This is a genomic window from Roseateles sp. GW821-FHT09H10 (assembly GCF_059415865.1).
The window spans coordinates 134,204-153,890 of record NZ_JBWKOB010000001.1 but is presented as its reverse complement, the minus strand read 5'-3'; the positions used below and the strand labels follow the sequence as shown (position 1 = coordinate 153,890).

General features: G+C 71.0%; 18 protein-coding genes. 10 read left to right on the top strand and 8 right to left on the bottom strand.

The features are described 5' to 3' along the window. The first annotated feature begins 36 nt into the window (after positions 1-36). Complete coding sequence (locus AC07OY_RS00645; protein ID WP_495040599.1) at positions 37-549, top strand: response regulator; 513 nt, start codon at positions 37-39, stop codon at positions 547-549. Between the two features lie 165 nt (positions 550-714). On the opposite strand, the gene AC07OY_RS00640 is transcribed toward AC07OY_RS00645, so the two are convergent. Further along, complete coding sequence (locus tag AC07OY_RS00640) at positions 715-1,446, bottom strand: response regulator (RefSeq protein WP_495040598.1); 732 nt, start codon at positions 1,444-1,446, stop codon at positions 715-717. 131 nt (positions 1,447-1,577) lie between these two features. On the opposite strand from AC07OY_RS00640, the gene AC07OY_RS00635 reads away from it, so the two are divergent. From AC07OY_RS00635 to AC07OY_RS00610, 6 genes are read left to right on the top strand one after another with little or no spacing between them, the layout of a single operon-like run. Further along, positions 1,578-1,778: a hypothetical protein gene (locus AC07OY_RS00635; protein ID WP_495040597.1), complete on the top strand. Its 201-nt coding sequence runs from the start codon at positions 1,578-1,580 to the stop codon at positions 1,776-1,778. A 12-nt stretch (positions 1,779-1,790) separates the two neighbouring features. Further along, positions 1,791-2,216: a globin family protein gene (locus AC07OY_RS00630; RefSeq protein ID WP_495040596.1), complete on the top strand. Its 426-nt coding sequence runs from the start codon at positions 1,791-1,793 to the stop codon at positions 2,214-2,216. A gap of 46 nt (positions 2,217-2,262) precedes the next feature. Further along, complete coding sequence (locus tag AC07OY_RS00625; RefSeq protein WP_495040595.1) at positions 2,263-4,257, top strand: hybrid sensor histidine kinase/response regulator; 1,995 nt, start codon at positions 2,263-2,265, stop codon at positions 4,255-4,257. 40 nt (positions 4,258-4,297) lie between these two features. Further along, a complete protein-coding gene (locus AC07OY_RS00620; RefSeq protein WP_495040594.1) occupies positions 4,298-5,257 on the top strand; it encodes a Bug family tripartite tricarboxylate transporter substrate binding protein in 960 nt (319 codons plus the stop codon). Between the two features lie 7 nt (positions 5,258-5,264). Further along, positions 5,265-6,770: a malonate--CoA ligase gene (locus AC07OY_RS00615; protein WP_495040593.1), complete on the top strand. Its 1,506-nt coding sequence runs from the start codon at positions 5,265-5,267 to the stop codon at positions 6,768-6,770. 53 nt (positions 6,771-6,823) lie between these two features. Then, positions 6,824-9,454: a diguanylate cyclase domain-containing protein gene (locus tag AC07OY_RS00610; RefSeq protein ID WP_495040591.1), complete on the top strand. Its 2,631-nt coding sequence runs from the start codon at positions 6,824-6,826 to the stop codon at positions 9,452-9,454. Positions 9,455-9,463: 9 nt separating this feature from the next. Here the strand turns inward: AC07OY_RS00610 and AC07OY_RS00605 are convergent, their stop codons facing one another. Continuing rightward, complete coding sequence (locus AC07OY_RS00605) at positions 9,464-9,958, bottom strand: 3'-5' exonuclease (protein WP_495040589.1); 495 nt, start codon at positions 9,956-9,958, stop codon at positions 9,464-9,466. A 32-nt stretch (positions 9,959-9,990) separates the two neighbouring features. After that, positions 9,991-10,566, bottom strand: coding sequence for a hypothetical protein (locus tag AC07OY_RS00600; RefSeq protein ID WP_495040588.1), 576 nt, complete (start codon positions 10,564-10,566; stop codon positions 9,991-9,993). 123 nt (positions 10,567-10,689) lie between these two features. On the opposite strand from AC07OY_RS00600, the gene AC07OY_RS00595 reads away from it, so the two are divergent. Next, positions 10,690-12,384, top strand: a complete 1,695-nt coding sequence (locus AC07OY_RS00595; RefSeq protein WP_495040586.1) for a methyl-accepting chemotaxis protein — start codon at positions 10,690-10,692, stop codon at positions 12,382-12,384. Between the two features lie 49 nt (positions 12,385-12,433). Then, on the top strand, positions 12,434-13,372 hold the full coding sequence (locus tag AC07OY_RS00590) for a 4-hydroxyproline epimerase (protein ID WP_495040584.1): 939 nt from the start codon (positions 12,434-12,436) through the stop codon (positions 13,370-13,372). A gap of 4 nt (positions 13,373-13,376) precedes the next feature. On the opposite strand, the gene AC07OY_RS00585 is transcribed toward AC07OY_RS00590, so the two are convergent. Genes AC07OY_RS00585 through AC07OY_RS00575 form a run of 3 tightly spaced genes read right to left on the bottom strand, consistent with a single transcriptional unit; the run spans position 13,377 to position 15,239 of the window. Continuing rightward, a complete protein-coding gene (locus tag AC07OY_RS00585) occupies positions 13,377-14,084 on the bottom strand; it encodes an anti-sigma factor (protein ID WP_495040583.1) in 708 nt (235 codons plus the stop codon). Next, positions 14,081-14,632 (bottom strand): sigma-70 family RNA polymerase sigma factor, encoded by a 552-nt coding sequence (locus AC07OY_RS00580; RefSeq protein WP_495040582.1) that lies wholly within the window; start codon positions 14,630-14,632, stop codon positions 14,081-14,083. Before AC07OY_RS00580 ends, AC07OY_RS00585 begins: the two co-directional genes overlap by 4 nt. Before the next feature lie 55 nt (positions 14,633-14,687). After that, the gene (locus tag AC07OY_RS00575) at positions 14,688-15,239 is read right to left on the bottom strand and encodes a DUF3455 domain-containing protein (RefSeq protein WP_495040581.1); all 552 of its coding nucleotides are present in this window, start codon (positions 15,237-15,239) and stop codon (positions 14,688-14,690) included. Between the two features lie 185 nt (positions 15,240-15,424). On the opposite strand from AC07OY_RS00575, the gene AC07OY_RS00570 reads away from it, so the two are divergent. Beyond that, on the top strand, positions 15,425-16,186 hold the full coding sequence (locus AC07OY_RS00570; RefSeq protein ID WP_495040580.1) for a cytochrome P460 family protein: 762 nt from the start codon (positions 15,425-15,427) through the stop codon (positions 16,184-16,186). Here the strand turns inward: AC07OY_RS00570 and AC07OY_RS00565 are convergent. Together AC07OY_RS00565 and AC07OY_RS00560 are read right to left on the bottom strand one after the other, a co-directional pair. Then, positions 16,183-16,530 (bottom strand): nuclear transport factor 2 family protein, encoded by a 348-nt coding sequence (locus AC07OY_RS00565; RefSeq protein WP_495040579.1) that lies wholly within the window; start codon positions 16,528-16,530, stop codon positions 16,183-16,185. The two genes, AC07OY_RS00570 and AC07OY_RS00565, sit on opposite strands and share 4 nt — an antisense overlap. Beyond that, on the bottom strand, positions 16,530-19,676 hold the full coding sequence (locus AC07OY_RS00560) for a carboxyl transferase domain-containing protein (protein ID WP_495040578.1): 3,147 nt from the start codon (positions 19,674-19,676) through the stop codon (positions 16,530-16,532). The genes AC07OY_RS00565 and AC07OY_RS00560 overlap by 1 nt, the downstream gene beginning before the upstream one ends. Positions 19,677-19,687: the final 11 nt, after the last annotated feature.

Here is a 19,687-nt window from a genome sequence, read left to right as displayed (position 1 = left end):
GCATAAGAAAAGAACAAGCTGACACAAGGAATGGGGATGGACAAGTCGTGGTTGACCGAGCCGGCGCAGGCGCTGGTTCCGATCTGGCTCAATGCTGCCAATACCGGTGCGGGTGTCGGCGCGCCAGAATCCGCTGACGGCGGCGCCGCCCAGGGCCAACGCCAGGCCCAGGTCCTGCTCGTCGAGGACAACCACATCAACCAGGTCGTCGCGCTGGAGTTCCTCGCGCTGATGGGCGTGCAGGCCCGCCTGGCCAAGAACGGCCTGGAAGCCCTGGCCGCCTGCGCAGAATCCGCCCCCGACCTCGTGCTGATGGACATCCAGATGCCCGGCATGGACGGCCTGGAATGCGCCCGCCGCCTGCGCGCCCAGCAGCGCGAAGGCAAGCTGCCCAATTTCCCCATCCTCGCCCTGACCGCCCATGCGCTGGACGCCGACGTCGCCGCCAGCCTCGAGGCCGGCATGGACGAGCACCTGACCAAGCCGCTGGACTTCGTGGCGCTGCGCACCCGCCTGCAGCGTTGGTTGAAGCTGCCCGAGGCCAGTTGACGTAGGCCCCTCGCCCAGCCTTGCCCTGCTGAACGCGGGCAGGCCTGATCGGTCCCCCGAGGGGACGGCGATGCTTGCGGCATCGAGCCGCAAGCACATCGCCATACGCGGGCCGGCTAGGGAGCGGCCCGGCGCTCGGCCCGCAAACCCAAATAACCCACTGCCTCAGCCTGCGGGAACGTAGACGTAGCCGACATTGCGCACGGTCTTGATGACCTCCGGCTTGTCGGGATTGCGCTCTACCTTGCGGCGCAGGCGCATGACGCGCAGGTCGATGCTGCGGTCGAAGACGTCCCAGCCGCGGTTGTGGGCCTGTTCCATGATCTGGTCGCGGTTGAGCGGCCGGTTGGGATGGCGGGAGAACAGGGCCAGCAGGTCGAATTCGGCGGCCGTGATGTCGATCTCGGCGCCGTCCGTGCCGAAGAGCTTGCGCTGGGCCATGTCGAGCTCGCACAGGCCGAAGGCGATGCGCTCCGGATGCTCGGGCGCAGCCGCCACCACCGGCGCTGGCGCGGCCGTGACCTGCAGGCGGCGCAACACGGCACGCACGCGGGCCAGCAGCTCGCGCAGCTCGAAGGGCTTGGCGACGTAGTCATCGGCGCCCACCTCCAGGCCGACGATGCGGTCGATGGCCTCGCCGGCCGTCGTCAGCATCAGCACGCCCAGGCGGGGGTGGGCCTCGCGCAGGGCCCGGGCCAGCGACAGGCCGTTCTCGCCCGGCATGTTGACGTCCAGCACCGCCACGTCCGGAACCCGCTCGGCCACCCGGGCGCGCGCCGCGGCGGCGTCCTCAGCCTGCAGGACCTCGAAGCCGTTGCGGCCGAAATACTCGCTCAGCAGGGATCGCAGTTCGGGCTCGTCATCGACGAGCAGCACGGTGGGCAGGGTGTCTGGCATGGCGACGAATCATAGGCAGGGCGGCGCCCGGCGGCGCGAAGCTGAAACAAACGCAACACGAGCGGGCATGGCCTGAAGCCGGACTGAAACGGCGGCGCCCGACAGTGCGGTCACCGACAAGGAGCACCGCCATGAACTACCGCAGCGACAACCCCGACACCGACTGGCCCGAGACCATGGCCGTCACCTACCGCAGCGAGGCCTTCGCCGAGGACCTCGAGGATCTCGACACGCCGGCCCCCACCGGCTGGCGTCCGCTCGAGGTGCTGCTCGCCGCCCTGCCCCTGCTCTGCGTCTTCGCCCCCGTGGCCGACGCCTGGCGCCAGCTCTGAAAGGCCATCACCATGACCCCGCACCAGATCGACCTGATCCGCAGCAGCTTCGCGCCGCTCAAGCCTCTGGCACCGACGGTGGCCGAGGCCTTCTACGCCCAGCTGTTCGCCCGTGATCCCGCCCTGCGCGCGCTGTTCCGCGGCGGCGACATGGGTGAGCAGGGCGCGCGGCTGATGCAGATGATCGGCGCCGCCATCGACCTGCTGGACCGCCCGGCGTCGCTGACTCCGGTGCTGCTCAAGCTCGGCCAGCGCCATGCCGGCTACGGCGTCCTCGAGGCCCATTACGCCAGCGTCGGCGCGGCCCTGCTGGACACACTCGCCGCCGGCCTGGGCGACGGCTTCACCGCCGAAGTGCGCGAGGCCTGGACGGCGATGTACGGCCACGTCGCGCTCACCATGCAGCGGGGCGCGGCCGCCGAGGCCCTCGCTGCCTGAGGCCCGCGGCATCCTTATCATCCGCAGCGCCCAGGAGAGCGCCGCGATGACCGATGACTTCAACTTCCACCCCGCGCCGGATGCCGGCGTCGGCGAGCTCGGCGGCGTCCTCAAGGCGACGCTGCCGCTGCTCGGCCAGCTGCTGGAAGCCGTGCCGGCCCGCGTCGTCGTCATCGACGTCAACGAGCGCCTGGTCTGGGCCAATCACGAGTTCTTCAAGTTCACCGGCCTGCACCCCAAGCAGGTGCTGAGCCAGCCCATCGGCCGCATCCTGGGGGACATCGCCTATGCCGGCTACACCGCCGTGCGCGAGCGCCTGGCCACCGGCGAGACCGTGGCCTGGGAGGGCTGGACCCAGTTGGCCGGCGTTGGGCGGCGCTATATGCGCGAGCACCTGGTCCCCGTGGACGTGCAGGGCGGCGTGCCCCAGGCCACCGTCGCCATCAGCCTGGACCTGACCGAGCTCAAGGTGCGCGACGCCCAGCTGTCGTCCAAGGTCGCCGAGCTGGAGGCCACCGAGGCGCTGAAGTCCTCCATCTTCGACAACGCCATGGCCGCCCTGGTCTCCACCGACGAGACCGGCCACATCGTCGAGTTCAACCCGGCGGCGGCGGCCATGTTCGGCATCGCCCGCGAGCAGGCCATCGGCCGCTCGGTGGCCGACGTGATGATCCCGCCCCGGCTGCGCGCCGCCCACGACGCCGGCATGGCCCGCGTGACGGCCGGCGGCGAGCAGCGCGTCATGGGCCGGCGCGTCGAAATGCCGGCCCTGCGCGCCGACGGCAGCGAGTTCCCCGTCGAGATGCTGCTGTGGCGCACGGCCGTCGGCAACGAGACCTTCTACACCGCGTCGCTGTTCGACCTGTCCGAGCGCCAGACGGCCCAGAGCGAGATCGAGCGCCAGCGCGAAGCCCTGCGCCAGAGCGAGAAGCTGACCGCCATGGGCAGCCTGCTGGCCGGCGTTGCCCATGAGCTGAACAACCCGCTGTCCATCGTCATGGGCCGCGCGGCCCTGCTGGCCGAGAAGATGAGCGACAGCCCGCTGGCCGCCGACGCCCAGCGCATCCACGAGGCCGCCGAGCGCTGCGGCCGCATCGTGCGCACCTTCCTGAACATGGCGCGCAGCCGGCCGGCCAACCGCAGCGAGGTGGCCCTGAACGACCTGGCCACGGCCGCCATCGACATGCTGGCCTATGTGCTGCGCAGCCACGGCATCACCGTCAACCTGGACCTGCTGCCTGGCCTGCCGCCCGTCAAGGCCGATGCCGACCAGATCGGCCAGATCGTGCTCAACCTCATCGTCAACGCCCAGCAGGCCCTGGGCGCGCGCGACATCGGCCGCCGCCTGACCGTCTCCACCGGCCTGGCGCCCATGACCGACGGCGACCGCCGCCGCGTGCCGCGCGTCTGGCTGCGCGTGCGCGACAACGGCCCCGGCATCGAGGCGGAGCTGCGCGAGCGCATCTTCGAGCCCTTCTTCACGACCAAGGTCGAGGGCGTGGGCACCGGCCTGGGCCTGGCCGTGTCGCGCTCCATCGCGCGCGACCACGGCGGCGAGCTGACGCTGCAGGACGAGGACGGCGCGGGCGCCTGCTTCTGCCTGCAGCTGCCCGTCAGCGGCGAGCCCGAGGCCAGCGAGACCGAACCGGTCCCTCTGCCCGAGACCGACGAGTGCAATGCCCGCCTGCTCGTCGTCGACGACGAGGCCGAGATCGCCGAGCTGATCGGCGAGATGCTGGGCGGCGCCGGCTACGAGGTCATGACGGCCGAGTCCGGCGCTGTCGCCCTGGCCATGCTGGAAGAGGCCCGCTTCGACGCCGTCGTCAGCGACCTGCACATGCCCGACATCGATGGCGCCCAGCTGTGGCGCGAGATCAAGGCCCGCCATCCGGCGCTGGCGCGGCGCATGCTGTTCGTCACCGGCGACACCCTGTCGCCGGTCGCGCGCCAGTTCCTGCAGGAGGCGCGCTGCGACAGCCTCAACAAGCCCTTCTCCAAGCCCGAGCTGCTGGCCCGCGTGACCGCATTGCTGCAGTCCTAGGCGCCCATAATCGCCGTACAACCCGGACGGAGACAAGTCGATGAAGCGTCGCACGCTGCTGCCTGCCATTCCCGCGCTGCTGAGCCCCTGGTCGGTGCAGGCCCAGGGCAACAAGCCCTACACCTGGATCGTGCCCTTCCCCGCCGGCGGCGGCACCGACGCCTTCGCGCGGCCGCTGACGGCCCTGCTGACCAAGCAGATGGGCCGTCAGGTGCTGATCGACAACAAGGGCGGCGCCGGCGGCACCGTGGGCGCCAGCATCGCGGCCAAGCTGGCCGCGGACGGCAGCAACTTCTTCATGGGCGCCGTGCACCACACCATCGCGCCCTCCATGTATCCCAAGCTGGACTACAAGCTCGAGGACGACTTCATTCCCGTGGCCCTGCTGGCCAGCGTGCCCCAGGTCATCGTCGTGCACCCCGGCCAGGTGCCGGTGACCGACCTCAAGGGCCTGCTCGCCACCGTGCGCGCCAAGCCCGGCCGGCTGAACTACGGCTCGGCCGGCAACGGCACCTCCCACCACCTGGCCGGCGAGCTCTTCAAGCTCAACACCAAGACCTTCATCACCCACATCCCCTACCGCGGCGCCGGCCCGGCCCTGCAGGACCTGATCGCCGGCCAGGTGGACCTGATGTTCGACGGCCTGGGCTCCTCGGCCGCCCACATCAAGGGCGGGCGCATCAAGGCCCTGGCCGTGGCGTCGCCCAAGCGCGCCGTCGGCTTCCCCGATGTGCCCACCGCCGCAGAAGCCGGCGTGCCCGGCTATGAGGTGTCGACCTGGTACGGCCTGTGGGCGCCCAAGGGCACGCCCAAGGAAGCCATCGCCAGCATGCAGGCCGACCTGCGCAAGGCCTTCGCAACCGACGAGATCCGCAACATCTGGCACGGCCTGGGCGCCGAGACGCCCAATCTGTATGGCGACGCCTTCGGCCAGTTCGTCAGCTCGGAGATCAAGCGCTGGGCCAGCGTCGTGAAGGCCTCCGGCGCAAAAATGGACTGAGCCGGCCATGAATCTGTATTCGGCCCTGCGCGCCGGCTTCCCGGCGGACCTGGACTCGACCGCCATCGACAACGATGGCCTGCTCTACAGCTGGCGCGACCTGGACAACGGCAGCGCCATGCTGGCCAACTGGCTGGGCCGGCTGGACCTGCCCGCCGGCAGCCGCGTCGCCGTGCACACGGACAAGAGCGTCGAGGCCCTGATGCTCTACCTGGCCGTGCTGCGTGCCGGCTTCGTCTACCTGCCGCTCAACCCCGCCTATCACGCGGCCGAGCTGGAGCATTTCATCGCCGACGCGGCGCCGGGCGCCGTCATCTGCGCCGGCAAGAACTTCGGCTGGGTCAGCAAGCTGGCCTTCCAGCGCGGCGTGCGCTGGGTGTTCACGCTGAACGACGACCGCAGCGGCACCCTGCTGGACCGCGCCGCCCAGATGCCGCTGGCCCATGAACCGGTGGAGCGCGCCGATGCCGACCTGGCGGCCATCCTCTACACCAGCGGCACGACGGGGCGCAGCAAGGGCGCCATGCTCAGCCACGGCAATCTGCTGAGCAACGCCCGCGAGCTGAAGGCCTTCTGGGACTGGCGGCCGGACGATGTGCTGCTGCACGCCCTGCCCATCTTCCACGTCCACGGCCTCTTCGTCGCCTCGCATGGCGCCCTGCTGAACGGCAGCAAGATGCTGTGGTTCAACAAGTTCGAGGCCGGCGCGGTGGCGCGCCGCCTGCCCGAGGCCACCGTCTTCATGGGCGTGCCGACCCTCTATGTGCGGCTGCTGCAGGAGAAGCAGCTGGACACGCGCAACATCCGCCTCTTCATCAGCGGCTCGGCGCCCCTGTTGATCGAGACCTGGCGCGAGTGGCAGGACCGCACCGGCCATCTGATCCTGGAGCGCTACGGCATGAGCGAGACGCTGATGCTGACCTCCAACCCCTGCAAGCCGCAGGACGGTGAACGCGTCGGCGGCACCGTCGGCCCGGCCCTGCCCGGCGTCGGCCTGCGCATCCTCGACGACGAGGGCCGGCCCTGCGCCGCCGACGAGATCGGCCATGTGCAGGTGCGCGGCCCCAATGTCTTCAGCGGCTACTGGCAGATGCCCGAGAAGACGGCCGAGGAGTTCACGGCCGACGGCTGGTTCAAGACCGGCGACGTTGGCCGCGTCGGCAGCAACGGCTATCTGACCCTGATCGGCCGCAGCAAGGACCTCATCATCAGCGGCGGCTTCAATGTCTATCCGGCCGAGATCGAGGGATTCCTGAATGAGCTGCCCGGCGTCGGCGAGTCGGCCGTCATCGGCGTGCCCCATCCGGACTTCGGCGAGGCCGTCGTCGCCGTCATCACGCCGGCCGGCCAGCCGGACCCGGAAGCCCTCATCAAGGCCCTGAAGGACCGCATCGCCGGCTTCAAGGTGCCCAAGCGCGTCATCGTGGCCGCCGAGCTGCCCCGCAACGCCATGGGCAAGGTGCAGAAGAAGCTGCTGCGCGAACAGCACGCCGGGCTGTTCTGCGAGAAATAGCACCGCACGCGGGCGGGCCTGCGGCGCAAAATGCCCCGCAACCCCTGCCCCCGATGAGCGACGCCATCCCGCCCGCTGATCCGCCGCCCACGGCTGAGCCGCCGCGGCTGGCCCGTCGTCGCCGCTGGCGCGAACGCGCCCTGCTGCTCGCCCCGACGCTGGCCTTCGGTTCCGTCGTGCTGACCATCTGGGCCGTGGTGGGCTGGTATGCCATCGAGAAGCCGCGCGAACTGCTGGCCGAGCAGCGCCAGGAGCTGGCCACCGGCGTGCGTGCCGTCGCCCTGCAGACCGAGCCGGTGCTGCGCCAGGCCGAGAGCGCGCTGCGCGTCGTCGACCTGTGGCTGCTGACCCGGCGCGGCGACCGGCCGCAGGCCGACGCCATGCTGCGCCAGTTCGTCGACAGCGTGCGCAGCGGCTCACGCCAGCTGGTCGACATCGTCCTGGTCTCGCCCACCGGCCAGGTGCGCCGGCTGCAGGCGGGCGCCGAGGACGACGGCGCCAGCATCGCCGGCACGGCCGCCTTCAGCGAGATCGCCGGCCTGGTGCCCGAGGGCATTGTGCTGGGCCTGCCGCTGCGCCTGGGCGGCCGCGCCGACGACGGCCGCCTGCGCCTGCCGCTGCTGATGCGGCTGTCGCGGCCGCTGGACGACTACGAGTTCGTCGTGGCCACCGTCGACCTGGAGCGCCTGCAGGATGCCCAGACCCTGTTCGTGCCGCTGCAGCCCTCGTCCCTGGTCATGCTGCGCACCGACGGCCTGGCCCTGTCGCGCCGGCCCGAGGCGCCGGGCTTCGTCGGCCGCAATCTCTTCGAGCAGTTCCCGGCCGCGCGTCGCGAGCTCAGCGGCGGCGAGGGCTTCTTTGCCAGCAGCGGCGCGGCCACCGACGGCCGCCCCCGCGTCGGCGCCTTCGTCACCCTGCCCGACTACGGCCTCAAGCTGATGCTGTCCGGCGCCGAGGAGGACGTCCTCGTGCCCTTCTGGCGCCAGCGCGCCGTGCTGCTGGGCGCGGCCGCCCTGGTGACGCTCGGCCTGGTGCTGCTGGCGCGCTGGCTGGGGCAGCTGCAGCGCGCGGCGCGGCTGCGCGAGGCCACGCTGCAGGCCACCAGCAATGCCATGCCGCTGGGCCTGTTCCGCACCGACGAGACCGGCCGCATCGTCTATGTGAACGACAGCTATCTGCGCGTGCACGGCCTCAGGCGCGAGGACATCGAGTGGGGCTGGACGACGCTGGTGCACCCCGAGTCGCGCGACATGCTGATCCAGCGCTGGAAGCACCAGATGGCGACCGGCGAGCCCATCGACATGGTGCGCAAGATGAAGCGCGGCGACGACGGCCGCATCCGCTGGATCGCCGTGCGCACCGCGCCGCTCTACTTCGACGGCAAGGTGGCCGGCCAGGCCGGCACGGTGGAGGATGTGACCGAGCGCGGCGAGCAGGAGAAGGCGCGCCAGACGCTGGCGGCCATCTTCGACATGACGCCCGACTTCGTCTGCCAGGCCACCGAGCAGGGCGTCGTGACCTATCTGAATCCGACCGCCCGCGCCCGCATGGGCATGGCCGCGGATGCGCCTCTGGACGACGCCCACATCGCCGACTACTTCTCGGCCGAGCAGCTCGACCTCTACGAGAAGTTCGTGCTGCCCGAGGCCATGCGCCAGGGCCACTGGCGCGGCCGCGTCAGCATGCAGCTCGGCAGCACGCGGGTGCCGATGGACTGCCTCATCATCATGCACCGCGACGTGCGCGGACGCATCGAGACCATCTCCGTCATCCTGCGCGACATGTCCGAACAGCTGCGCGCCCAGCGCGAACGCGAGCGCAGCGAAGCCATGCTGCTGGCCGTCGCGCACACGGCGCGGGCCCAGTTCCTCGTCGGCGACACCGAGGGCCGCGTGATCTTCTTCAACGCGGCCTTCGAGCAGCAGCGCCGCGTCGAGCTGAAGGACTGGGTGGGCCGGCCGCTGGCCGAGCTGTTCGGCCCGCAGGGGCATGCCCGCCGCGCGCCGCTGATCGCCGCCGCCCTGGCCGGCGAGACGCGCCGCCTGGACATCGCCGACGGCAGCGATCGCGACGGCCGCAGCTTCGACGTGCAGTACGCGCCGCTGCGCGTGCAGAGCGGCGAGATCGAGGGCCTGATCGCCATCGAGGTCGACGTGACCGAGGCGCGCCGCGAGGAGGCGCGGCTGCGCCTGGCTTCCCAGACCGATGCCCTGACCCAGCTGCTGAACCGCGCCGGCTTCGAGGAAGGCGCCCGCGAGCAGTTGGCCGGCGTCGAGGGCCAGCGCCTGGCCCTGCTTTACCTCGACCTGGACAAGTTCAAGCCCGTCAACGACCAGCACGGCCACCCGACCGGCGACGCGCTGCTGAAGGCCGTCGCCCTGCGCCTGCGCCATGCCCTGCGGCCCAACGATCTGGTCGCCCGCCTGGGCGGCGACGAGTTCGCCGTGCTGCTGCCCCAGATCCACGAGGCCCAGGCGGCGGCAGCCGTCTCGGCCAAGCTGCTGCAGGCCATCAGCGCGCCGTATCACATCGGCGAGCTGGAGCTGGAGATCGGTGTCAGCGTGGGCTATTGCGTCGCCAGCACGGGGCAGGTCACGCTGGAACAGCTGGTGGAGAAGGCCGATGCCAGCCTGTACGAGGCCAAGCGCGCGGGACGCGCCTGCTCCCGTGGCAGTGAGATCTAGGCCCGGACTTCAGGCAGCGACGCCGTTCTTGATCTCGCCCAGGGCCAGCTGCAGCACGCGGGCATCGCTGCTGGCGCGATGCCGGGTCAGGCGTTGCCGCTGGCGCACGACGTCGACGACGCCGCGCCAGCGCAGGGCCTCGGCCTCGTTGAGCAGGCCACGCAGGTCATCCAGCTTGAAGCGCAGCCCCAGGCCCGCGGCGTCGAACAGGCGCGCCAGCCAGGGGTAGTCCTGACCCCAGCCGTCGCAGTAGACCGTCTGCCCGGCCAGGCGGGCATTGAGCTGCTCGGCCATCCAGCGCACCGGCCGGCCGTGGCGGCGCAGCAGCTCGCGGCTGATGCCGTGCAGGGCCTCGGCGCTGGCGTCCCAGTGTTGCCACTCGGGCTCGGGCACGATGAGGGCACAGAAGAGCGCGCCCTCACCGCTGCAGAAGCCGATCTCGATGGGATAGCTGCCGCGGCCGAAACCCGAGGCTTCGATATCGAGGATGGCCGGCAGCTGCATGCGGCCAAGTATGTCGCCGACGGATGCAGGAGTTACACAGGGTTGTCGATGACCTGTTCCTGTTCGAACAGCTTGATCGCCGCCCGGCCGACCTGGCGCGTGTCCCAGTAGGCATAGGCGCCCACGCCGGCCGCACCGACCAGGGGCACCCAGCGCGACAGCATGCGGCTGGCGGCCTTCTTGCCCAGGTGCATGCCGACGGCCTCGGCCACGCGCCGCAGCAAGGCCTGGGCGGCCGGGCGCACGATGACGCGCTCGCCGACCCGCACGCCCAGGTCGCGCAGGGCCTGTGCCGCCGTGTGGCGGAACAGGCACCACAGCATCTGCGTCGGCCCCAGGTCGGCGCTGCGGCCATAGAGGGCGGCGATGTCGGCGACGAGCTGGCGCTGGATCTGCCAGACGGCGAGCATCTCCGGCGCGATGGTGGCCCAGCCCAGCGGCCCGGGCGGCAGGGCCAGGGTGCCGGCGGCCAGGCCGGCCTTGGCGGCGGCCGCCTCGATGGCCTTGGCCGCCGCATCGCTGGGCCGGGGGCTGGGCACGCAGCCCGGCTCGGGCGGCTGCGTCACCAGCGCCAGCACCTTGTCACCCAGACCCGTGTCGCTTCCCATGCGCGTACTCCATCTCTCATGCATCCGCAGCTTGCGCTGCACCGACAGAATGACACAGACTCGCACTCAGCGCGCCTGCGCGGTTAGAAGTTGTCCATCGGCCCCTGACCCGGAGTGAACCGAATGAACCTGCTCACCCATCTGCGCATCGGCCGCCGTCTCGGCCTCGCTTTCGCGATCTCCATCGCCTTCAGCCTGCTGCTGGCCGCCTATGCGCGCAACGCGCTGATGCGCATCAACGACGACCTGACCCTGATGGTCGACGACCGCATGGTCAAGGTGCACCAGCTCGAGGACATCAAGGACAACGTCAACCTGGTGGCCCAGGCGGTGCGCAATGTGCTGCTGCTGCCGGACGCCGAGGCCAGGAAGAAGCAGTTGGGCGAGGTCGAGTCCGTGGCCAAGGCCAACGCGGCGCTGTTCGACAAGCTGGACGCCAGCATCAAGTCCGACCGCGGCCGCCAGCTGATGGCGGCGGCCGTGCAGGCCCGCGGCCAGTTCAACGCCTCGGTGCGCAAGGTCATCGAGCTGGCCAGCAGGGACGACACGACGACGGCCCGCGAGCAGCTGCTCGGCGAGACCGCGGCCCTGCAGGTCCAGTACTTCAAGGCGCTGGAGGCCCTGATCGATTTCCAGACCGAGCTGATGCACAACGCCGCCAAGTCGACCGACTCGACGGTGGACTTCGCCGCCATCGCCGTCGTCGTCGCCGCCGCGGCGGCCCTGGCCATCGGCGCCGCGATGGCGCTGCTGATCACCCGCTCCGTCGTGACCCCCATCCAGCAGGCCGTCACCGCCGCCGAGACCGTGGCCGCTGGCGACCTGCGCATGCGCCTGGACACCGCCCGCCGCGACGAGGCCGGCCAGCTGCTGGGTGCCCTGCAGCGCATGAACGACGCCCTGGTCGGCATCGTCGGCGCGGTGCGCGGCAATGCCGACAGCGTCGCCACGGCCAGCGGCCAGATCGCCCAGGGCAATGCCGACCTCAGCCAGCGCACCGAGCAGCAGGCCAGCAATCTGCAGGAAACCGCAGCCTCGATGGAGGAGCTGAGCGCCACCGTCAACCACAACACAGACACGGCCCGCCAGGCCGCCCAGTTGGCCGACAGTGCCGCCCGCGTGGCCGAGAGCGGCGGCCAGGTCATGGGCCAGGTCGTCGACACCATGGAGCAGATCACGACCAGCTCCAAGAAGATCGCCGACATCATCGGCACCATCGACGGCATCGCCTTCCAGACCAATATCCTGGCCCTGAACGCCGCCGTCGAAGCGGCGCGGGCCGGTGAGCAGGGCCGCGGCTTTGCCGTCGTGGCCGGCGAGGTGAGGCTGCTGGCCCAGCGCAGCGCCGAGGCGGCGCGCGAGATCAAGGCCCTGATCGGCGCCAGCGTCGAGCGCGTGGAGGCCGGCAACACGCTGGTCGGCGAGGCCGGGCGCACCATGAACGACGTCGTCGGCCAGGTCAGGCGCGTGGCCGACCTGATCAGCGAGATCAGTGCCGCCAGCAGCGAGCAAAGCAAGGGCATAGGCCAGATCGGCGAGGCCGTCAGCCAGCTCGACCAGGTCACCCAGCAGAACGCCGCCCTCGTCGAGGAGAGCGCCGCGGCCGCCGAAAGCCTGCGCGTGCAGGCCAGCCAGCTGGCCGAGACGGTGTCGGCCTTCAAGCTCGACGCGGTGGCCGCGCCCACGGTGGCCAGGCCGGCCAAGCCCAGGCCCGCCCTCAAGGCCGCGCCGGCCAAGGCGAGGCCGGCACCGGCCATCGCTCCCGTGGCCGCCACCGCGGCAGCGGCCAAGGCGGACGACGACTGGACCAGCTTCTAGCTGAGACACTGGCGCTGCTGCCCTGCCCCACGCATGGCAGCGCCCAGCCATGACGCAGCGCATCCAGATCATCGATTCCCACACCGGCGGCGAACCCACGCGCGTCGTCACGGCCGGCTTCCCCGACCTCGGTTCAGGCAGCATGGCCGAGCGCCGCGAGCGCCTGGCCCGCGAGCACGATGCCTGGCGCCGCGCCACGCTGCTGGAGCCGCGCGGCAGCGAAGTCCTGGTCGGCGCCCTGCTCTGCCCGCCGCAGGACCCGGCCCACACGGCCGGCGTCATCTTCTTCAACAACGCCGGCTATCTCGGCATGTGCGGCCACGGCAGCATCGGCCTCATCGCGACGCTGGCCCACCTGGGCCGCATAGCGGCGGGCGAGCATGTCCTCGAGACGCCGGTGGGCCAGGTGCTGGCCACGCTGCATGCGGACGGCCGCGTCAGCGTGCGCAATGTGCCGGCCTACCGGCTGGCGGCCGGCGTCAGCGTCGCGCTGCCGACGGGCCAGACCGTCACCGGCGACATCGCCTGGGGCGGCAACTGGTTCTTCCTGTGCGCCGACCACGGCCAGGCCGTGGCGCCGGCCCATGTTGCCGCGCTGACCGACTACGCCGCGATGGTGGGCGAAGCCCTGTACGCGCAAGGCCACCGCGGCGCGGAGGGCGCCGTCATCGACCACATCGAGCTGTTCGCCGACGTCGACCCGCAGCTCGCCGACTCGCGCAGCTTCGTGCTCTGCCCCGGCCGGCAGTACGACCGCTCGCCCTGCGGCACCGGCACCAGCGCCAAGCTGGCCTGCCTGGCCGCGTCGGGCAAGCTGGCGGCCGGCGAGGTCTGGCGCCAGGCCAGCGTCATCGGCAGCGTCTTCGAGGGCTGGTACGAAAGGGAGGGCACCAGCATCGTGCCCACCATCCGCGGCCGGGCGTTCATCAGCGCCGAAGCGACGCTGATCATCGACGCGGACGATCCCTTCGGCTGGGGCCTGCCCTAGGTCCTTATAGCGCGACGGTCCGGCCCACGAACAGGATGGGGCCGGTGGGTCTGCCGATTGGCGAGCCGGCCTCGGGCTCCAGCGTGATCTCGAACAGCTGCTGCGCCTCGACGGCGGGCAGGCGGCTCGCCGGCATCTCCAGCGTCTGGCCGGCCCGCACGAGGCCCAGCGACGTGGGGCCAGCGGCGCCCTGCGGCTTGGTCCAGAACTGCAGTGCGCGGCCGGCCGGCACCGGCGGCGTGTCGCCCACAGGGACCAGGCGCAGCGTGCCGCCGGCCTTCAGCTCCACCACCCAGCCGGCGGCGTGACGCTCGTCCGGGCTCTCCAGCACGGCGAGATAGCGCGGCCCGTCGGGCGCGGCCGTGAAGAGGCGCAGGGCCAGCACCAGCGTGGCCACCAGGGCCGCGCCGCTGAGGCCCTGCCAGAAGCGCAGGCCCTGCCACCATGGCGTGCGGCTCGGCGCGGGGCGCCGCGGCGCGCGCGCGTCGAGCGCGAGGTCGACGCGCGTCCAAAGCGAGGGCGCGGGAGCGACGGCGGGTGCCTGGGCACTGAGCGAGAGCAGCCGATCCTGCCAGGCATAGACAGCGGCGCGCAGGGCCGCATCCCGGGGCAGCTCAGCCGCCACGGCGGCATGGTCTTCGGCACCCAGCGTGCCCAGCACGTACTCGCCGGCCGCGGCATCGCGCTCCTCGGGGTCGCGCAGGTCGATCACGACAGGCACTCCTTCAGGCTCGCCAGGCTGCGCTTGATCCATGACTTGACCGTGCCCAGCGGCGTGTTCAGGCGCGCGGCGATCTGCTCATGCGTGTAGCCGTCGACAAAGGCATGCACCACGCAGGCCCGGCGCGCCTCGTCCAGGCGCTGCAGGCAACGCTCCAGGCTGTCGGCGTCGAGGCCGCGGTCATCGTCGGCGCCTGGCTGCTGCCGGGCGTCGGACAGGGCGGTCAGCTCGGCGGCATCCATCATCTGCAGGCGGCCCGGCTCGCGCACGGCCTTCAGCGCCGCGTGGCGCACGACGGTGTAGATCCAGCCACGCGCTGATCCCAGGGCCGGCTCGAAGGTGGAGGCATGGTCCCAGACCTGCATGAAGGCGTCGTGCAGCACGTCCTCGGCCCGCTCGCGATCCCGCACGATGCGCTGAGCCACGCCGAGCAGCCAGCGCGCCTCGCGCTCGTACAGGGCGCGCAGCGCAAAGCGCTCGCCCCGCGCGCAGGCCAGCAGCGCGGCTTCATAGTCGAACGTCGATGTCGGGTGGGGCAAGGCGGCTCGGGTGGGCGTCAAGTCCGCGTGGACTCTAGCCCACCGCGGACTGCGGTCAGGCGGCCTTCCAGAAGATGTAGTCGGCCTGGTACTTGACGATTTCCTTGCGGCCCATGCCGCCAGCATCGCAGGCCATGGCCGGCGCCACGCCGCCCTGGGTGGCCACGCGCTGGATGTAGCTGACGTCCATCATCGCGCCGGGGCCGGAGGCCGGAGCTGCCTTGACGAGCTGCAACGGGATATTGCCCGCGCTGCTCGGCGACACTGCCACCTGGCTGCCGGTGATCCTGGAGCCGTCGTTGGAAACCCAGGTGGCCGGGGGACCGTAGTAGCTGCCCAGCTTGGCGCCTGCACGGCTGTTCAAGTCCGCCTTGGGCCCGACGAAAACCCATTCGAAGGCGCCGGCGGTGTTGGCCTTGGCGCGGCACTCATAGGTGATCTCGCCCACGCCCACGGTCTCCAGCACCACGCGGTGGCCGGCCGGCACCTTGACGGCATCGGGCAGCGCGGCCTGGCTGAAGACGGGGGCCGGGGGAGCCATGCCGGCGCAGGCCGCCAGGCCGAGGACGCTGGCGAGGACCAGGACGGAAGAGGACATCTTGTGCATGCTGAATCTCCAAGAAGAGGGAAGGGAACACGGTGTGGCCGCAGCTCACCCCTTCACTAGCCGGCAGGACGGTGTTTGGATGCAGGGCTGAAGAAAAATATTCCGCCACCCGGCCTGGGGCTTTCCAGATGACCCGTGCCCCCGGTTTGCGCGCAGCATGGGTGTCACGCCGACAAGGAGCCGCCATGCCCCGCATCCGCCTGCTGCTGCCCGCCCTGGCCCTGGCGGGGTCGGCCGTGCTGGCCGAAGCCCCGCCCGCCAAGGTCGCCACCTGCCAGGCCTGCCATGGCGTGGCCGGCGTCAGCATCGCGCCGGACATCCCCAACCTCGCCGGCCAGAAGGCCACCTACCTGGCCCGCCAGCTCGAGGCCTTCAAGGCCGGCACGCGCAAGAACGACCTGATGGCAGCCATGGCCGCGCAGTTGAGCGCTGATGACATCAAGGCCCTGTCGGCCTACTGGAGCAGCCTGCCGCCTGCACCGGCCGATGCCAGCGCCACGGCGCCGCATGCGGCCACGGTTTCGGCCATGAGCCTGCCCAAGGACTTCCCGCAGGCCTATGTGGAATACAAGCGCGAGCAGGACGAGGCCAGCAAGACGCTGACCGTCCGCTACGGCAACCGCCTGGCGGTGGAAGCCGCGCGCGCCGGCAAGCCGCTGCCCGAAGGCTCCATCCTGCTGACGGTGAACTACACGCCGCAGATCGGCGCCGACGGCCGCTGGACGCCGGGGGCAGTCAAGAACTACGTCGGCATGGAGACCCGCACCGGCTGGGGCGACGCCATCCCGCCGCTGCTGCGCAATGGCAACTGGAACTACGGCGTCTGGGGCGCCGACGGCACGCCACGGCTGGCCCTTCAACAGCCGCGCTGCCTGGCCTGCCACCAGCCCAAGGCGGCGGACAGCTATGTGTTCACGCTAGAGGCGCTCAAGGGCGCAAAGCTCTAATCATCACCGCGGCCGATGAAGGCGCGGATGGCGGAGATGCGGCCGTCCGCATCGAACTCGAACACATCAACGACGTAGAGCGTGTCGCTGCCGTTGACGATGATCTTCAGCTCGGCAGCTGCACCGCCTTCACGTTCGTAGGCAGCCAGCACGTCGATAGCCAGGCTCTCCACCGATTCAAAGTTCTTGCGCGTCTCCGCCAGCGCCGCTTCCTTGCCGACGACGCGGATCTTCCAGTCGCGCAGCGTGATCGTGTCGGCAAACATCGCCGCCACGGCCGTGAGGTCGCGGGCGGCATAGGCGGCGAGGTAGGCGCGAACGCAGTCGAGTTTCTCTTTCGTCATCACCAGGTGTCCACGAAGCGGTGGTTGTCGAGGGGCCGGATGATCGCCGAGGCCAGGCCGCGCGCCAGCCAGGCCCGCGTCTCGGCGGGGTCGATGACCGCATCGATCTCCAGCGTCGCCGCGAGGTTGATGGCCTCGCCATTCGCATATTGCTGGGCGACCAGGCGCTGGAACAGGGCCTCACGTTCAGGGCCGGCCGGCAGGGCTTCGAGCTCCTTGCGGAAGCCAAGGCGCACCGCCCCTTCCAGGCCCATGGCGCCGAACTCGCCGGTCGGCCAGGCGATGGTGAACACCGGCCGGTGCAGGCCGCCAGCGGCCAGGGCCATGGCACCCAGGCCATAGCTCTTGCGCAGCACGACGGCGAAGAAGGGCACGCGCAGCGCGCCGGCCGTGACGAAGAGTCGGCTGACATGGCGCACCTGGGCCCGGGCCTCGATGTCAGGCCCGACCATGAAGCCCGGCGTGTCGATGAGGCTGATGAGGGGCAGGCCATGCGCGTTGCACAGCTGCATGAAGCGGGCCGCCTTGTCAGCCGCATCGGCGTCGATGGCGCCTCCCAGGTGCAGCGGGTTGCTGGCCAGCACGCCGACCGGGCGCCCTTCGAGGCGTGCCAGGGCCGTGTGGATGCCGGCGCCGAAGCCGCTGCGCAGGACGAGGACGCTGCCGGCGTCGAACAGGGCCGGCAGGGCGGCGCGGCTGTCGTAGACGCGCAGCCGGTTCTCCGGCACGACCTGGCGCAGCTGGCGCGCGTCGGGCGCCGTCCATTGCGCCACGCGGCCCTGGAAGAAGGACAGATAGTGCCCGGCGGCGGCCACCGCGGCAGCTTCGTCGTCGACCAGCACATCGATGACGCCGTTGGCATGCTGCAGGCTCGCCGGGCCGATCTGCTCGGCCTTGAACACCCCCAGGCCACCGCCCTCCACCATGGCCGGGCCGCCCATGCCGATATTGCTGGCGCGCGTGGCGATGATGACGTCGCTGCAGCCCAGCAGGGCGGCATTGCCGGCAAAGCAGCGCCCGGCCGCGATGCCGACGACAGGCACCCGGCCGCTCAGCGCCGCATGGCTGGCAAAGGTCGGCACATGCAGGCCGGCGACTACGGCCAAGTCGGTGTCGCCGGGCCGGCCGCCACCGCCTTCGGCGAACAGCACCAGGGGCAGCCGCTGCTCGGCGGCAATGCCCAGCATGCGGTCGGTCTTGGCATGGTTGCGAGCGCCCTGGGTGCCGGCCAGCACGGTGGCGTCATAGGCCATGACGACGGTGCGCGATTTCTCCTCGCCGAACTCGCGGCCGTTGACCGCGCCTATGCCGGTCACGATGCCGTCGGCCGGCGTGTTGGCGATCAGGTCCTGCGCGCTGCGGCGGCGCGACTGGGCGGCAACGGCCAGGGCGCCGTACTCGATGAAGGAATCCGCGTCACAGAGATCGGCAATGTTCTCGCGCGCCGAGCGCAGGCCCTGGGCGTGGCGTTTGGCGATGGCGTCGGGGCGAGCGGCGTCCAGCGTGAAGGCGCTGCGGTCTTGCAGGCGCTGCAGGTCGGGGCGGATGCGATCGGGATCGGGCGCCTTGGCTTCAACAGCGGTCGCGACGGCACCTTCGGCAGGCTCCAGCGTCACCAGCAACTGACCAGCATCGACGAACTGCCCCGACGTGACGGCCAGTGCCGCAACGCGGCCGGCTTGCGATGCAGTCAACACATGCTCCATCTTCATCGCCTCCAGCACCGCCAGTTCGGCACCAGCAGCGACGAGGTCGCCGACCGCCACGCTGAACTGCAGCAGTCGACCGGCGGTCGGCGCGCGCAGCTGCTGGGGATCCGCTTCGACGGCGGACGGCTGCAACCCGGCCAGATGCTGCTCCAGCCAGCCCGTATGCAACTCGGCCGGCGCCAGCCCCTCGGCCAGGCGACGCAGAAGGCCCAGATTGGTCGCGACGCCCTCGATGCGGGTCTCGGCCAGGGCGCGCTGCGAACGCCGCAGCGCGTCTTCGAATCGGGTGCCGCGCACGATGAGCTTGGCCAGCAGCGGGTCGTACAGCGGCGACGGCGCCATGCCCGCCAGGCCATGCGTGTCGACGCGCACACCGGGGCCGGCGGGCAGGTCGAAGCGACCCAGCCGGCCAGCGCCCTCGGCATTGAGGCGCCATTGGATGGCCATGCCCTGCACGGCGGGCGGCTTGTCCAGCCCCAGCTCGGACAGGTGCCGGCCGGCGGCGACCTCGATCTGCAACTGCACCAGGTCCAGGCCCGTGACCTCCTCGGTGACGGTGTGCTCGACCTGCAGCCGCGGGTTGGTCTCGATGAAGACGAAACCGCCGCCCGCCACATCGACCAGGAACTCAAAGGTGCCCAGGCCCAGATAGCTCACGGCCCTGGCCATGCGCAGGGCGGCGTCGACAAGGCGCGCACGCAGGGCTTCATCCAAGGCCGGGCTGGGCGCCATCTCGACCAGCTTCTGGAAGCGCCGCTGCAGCGTGCAGTCGCGCTCGCCCAGGGCGACGGCGTGCTGGCCGTCGCCGATGACCTGCACCTCGATGTGCCGCGCGCCGCGCATCAGCCGTTCGACATAAAGGCCGTCGACGCCGAAGGCCGACTGCGCCTCGGAGCGGCAGCGCTCGAAGGCGGCCGGCAGCTCAGCCTCGTTCAACACGGCGCGCATGCCACGTCCGCCGCCACCGCCGACAGCCTTCAGCATCAGGGCACCGTGCTCCGCCATGAAGGCTCGCGCCTCGTCCGGCGTGACCGCGCCCTTGCTGCCGGCCAGCACCGGCACACCGCAGTCCTCGGCCAGTCCACGGGCGCGCGCCTTGTCGCCAAACAGCTCGAGTTGTTCCGGCGTTGCGCCAATGAACGTCAGCCCAGCCGCCGCGCAGGCGCGCGCGAAATCGGCGCGCTCGCTCAAGAAGCCGTAGCCGGGATGCACGGCGTCGCAACCCGTCCGCTTCGCGATCGCCACCAGGCCGTCGACATCGAGATAGGCCGCCGGCCCGCGTTCCGGCAGTACAAGGACTTCATCGGCCACGAGCGGCGGCGCGTCATCCGCCGCGTGCACGGCAACACTGGCGATGCCGAGATCGCGCAAGGCCCGCAGCACGCGCAGCGCGACCTCCCCGCGGTTGGCGACGAAAACTTTTGTGAAGGCAGGCATAGGCGTGCAGC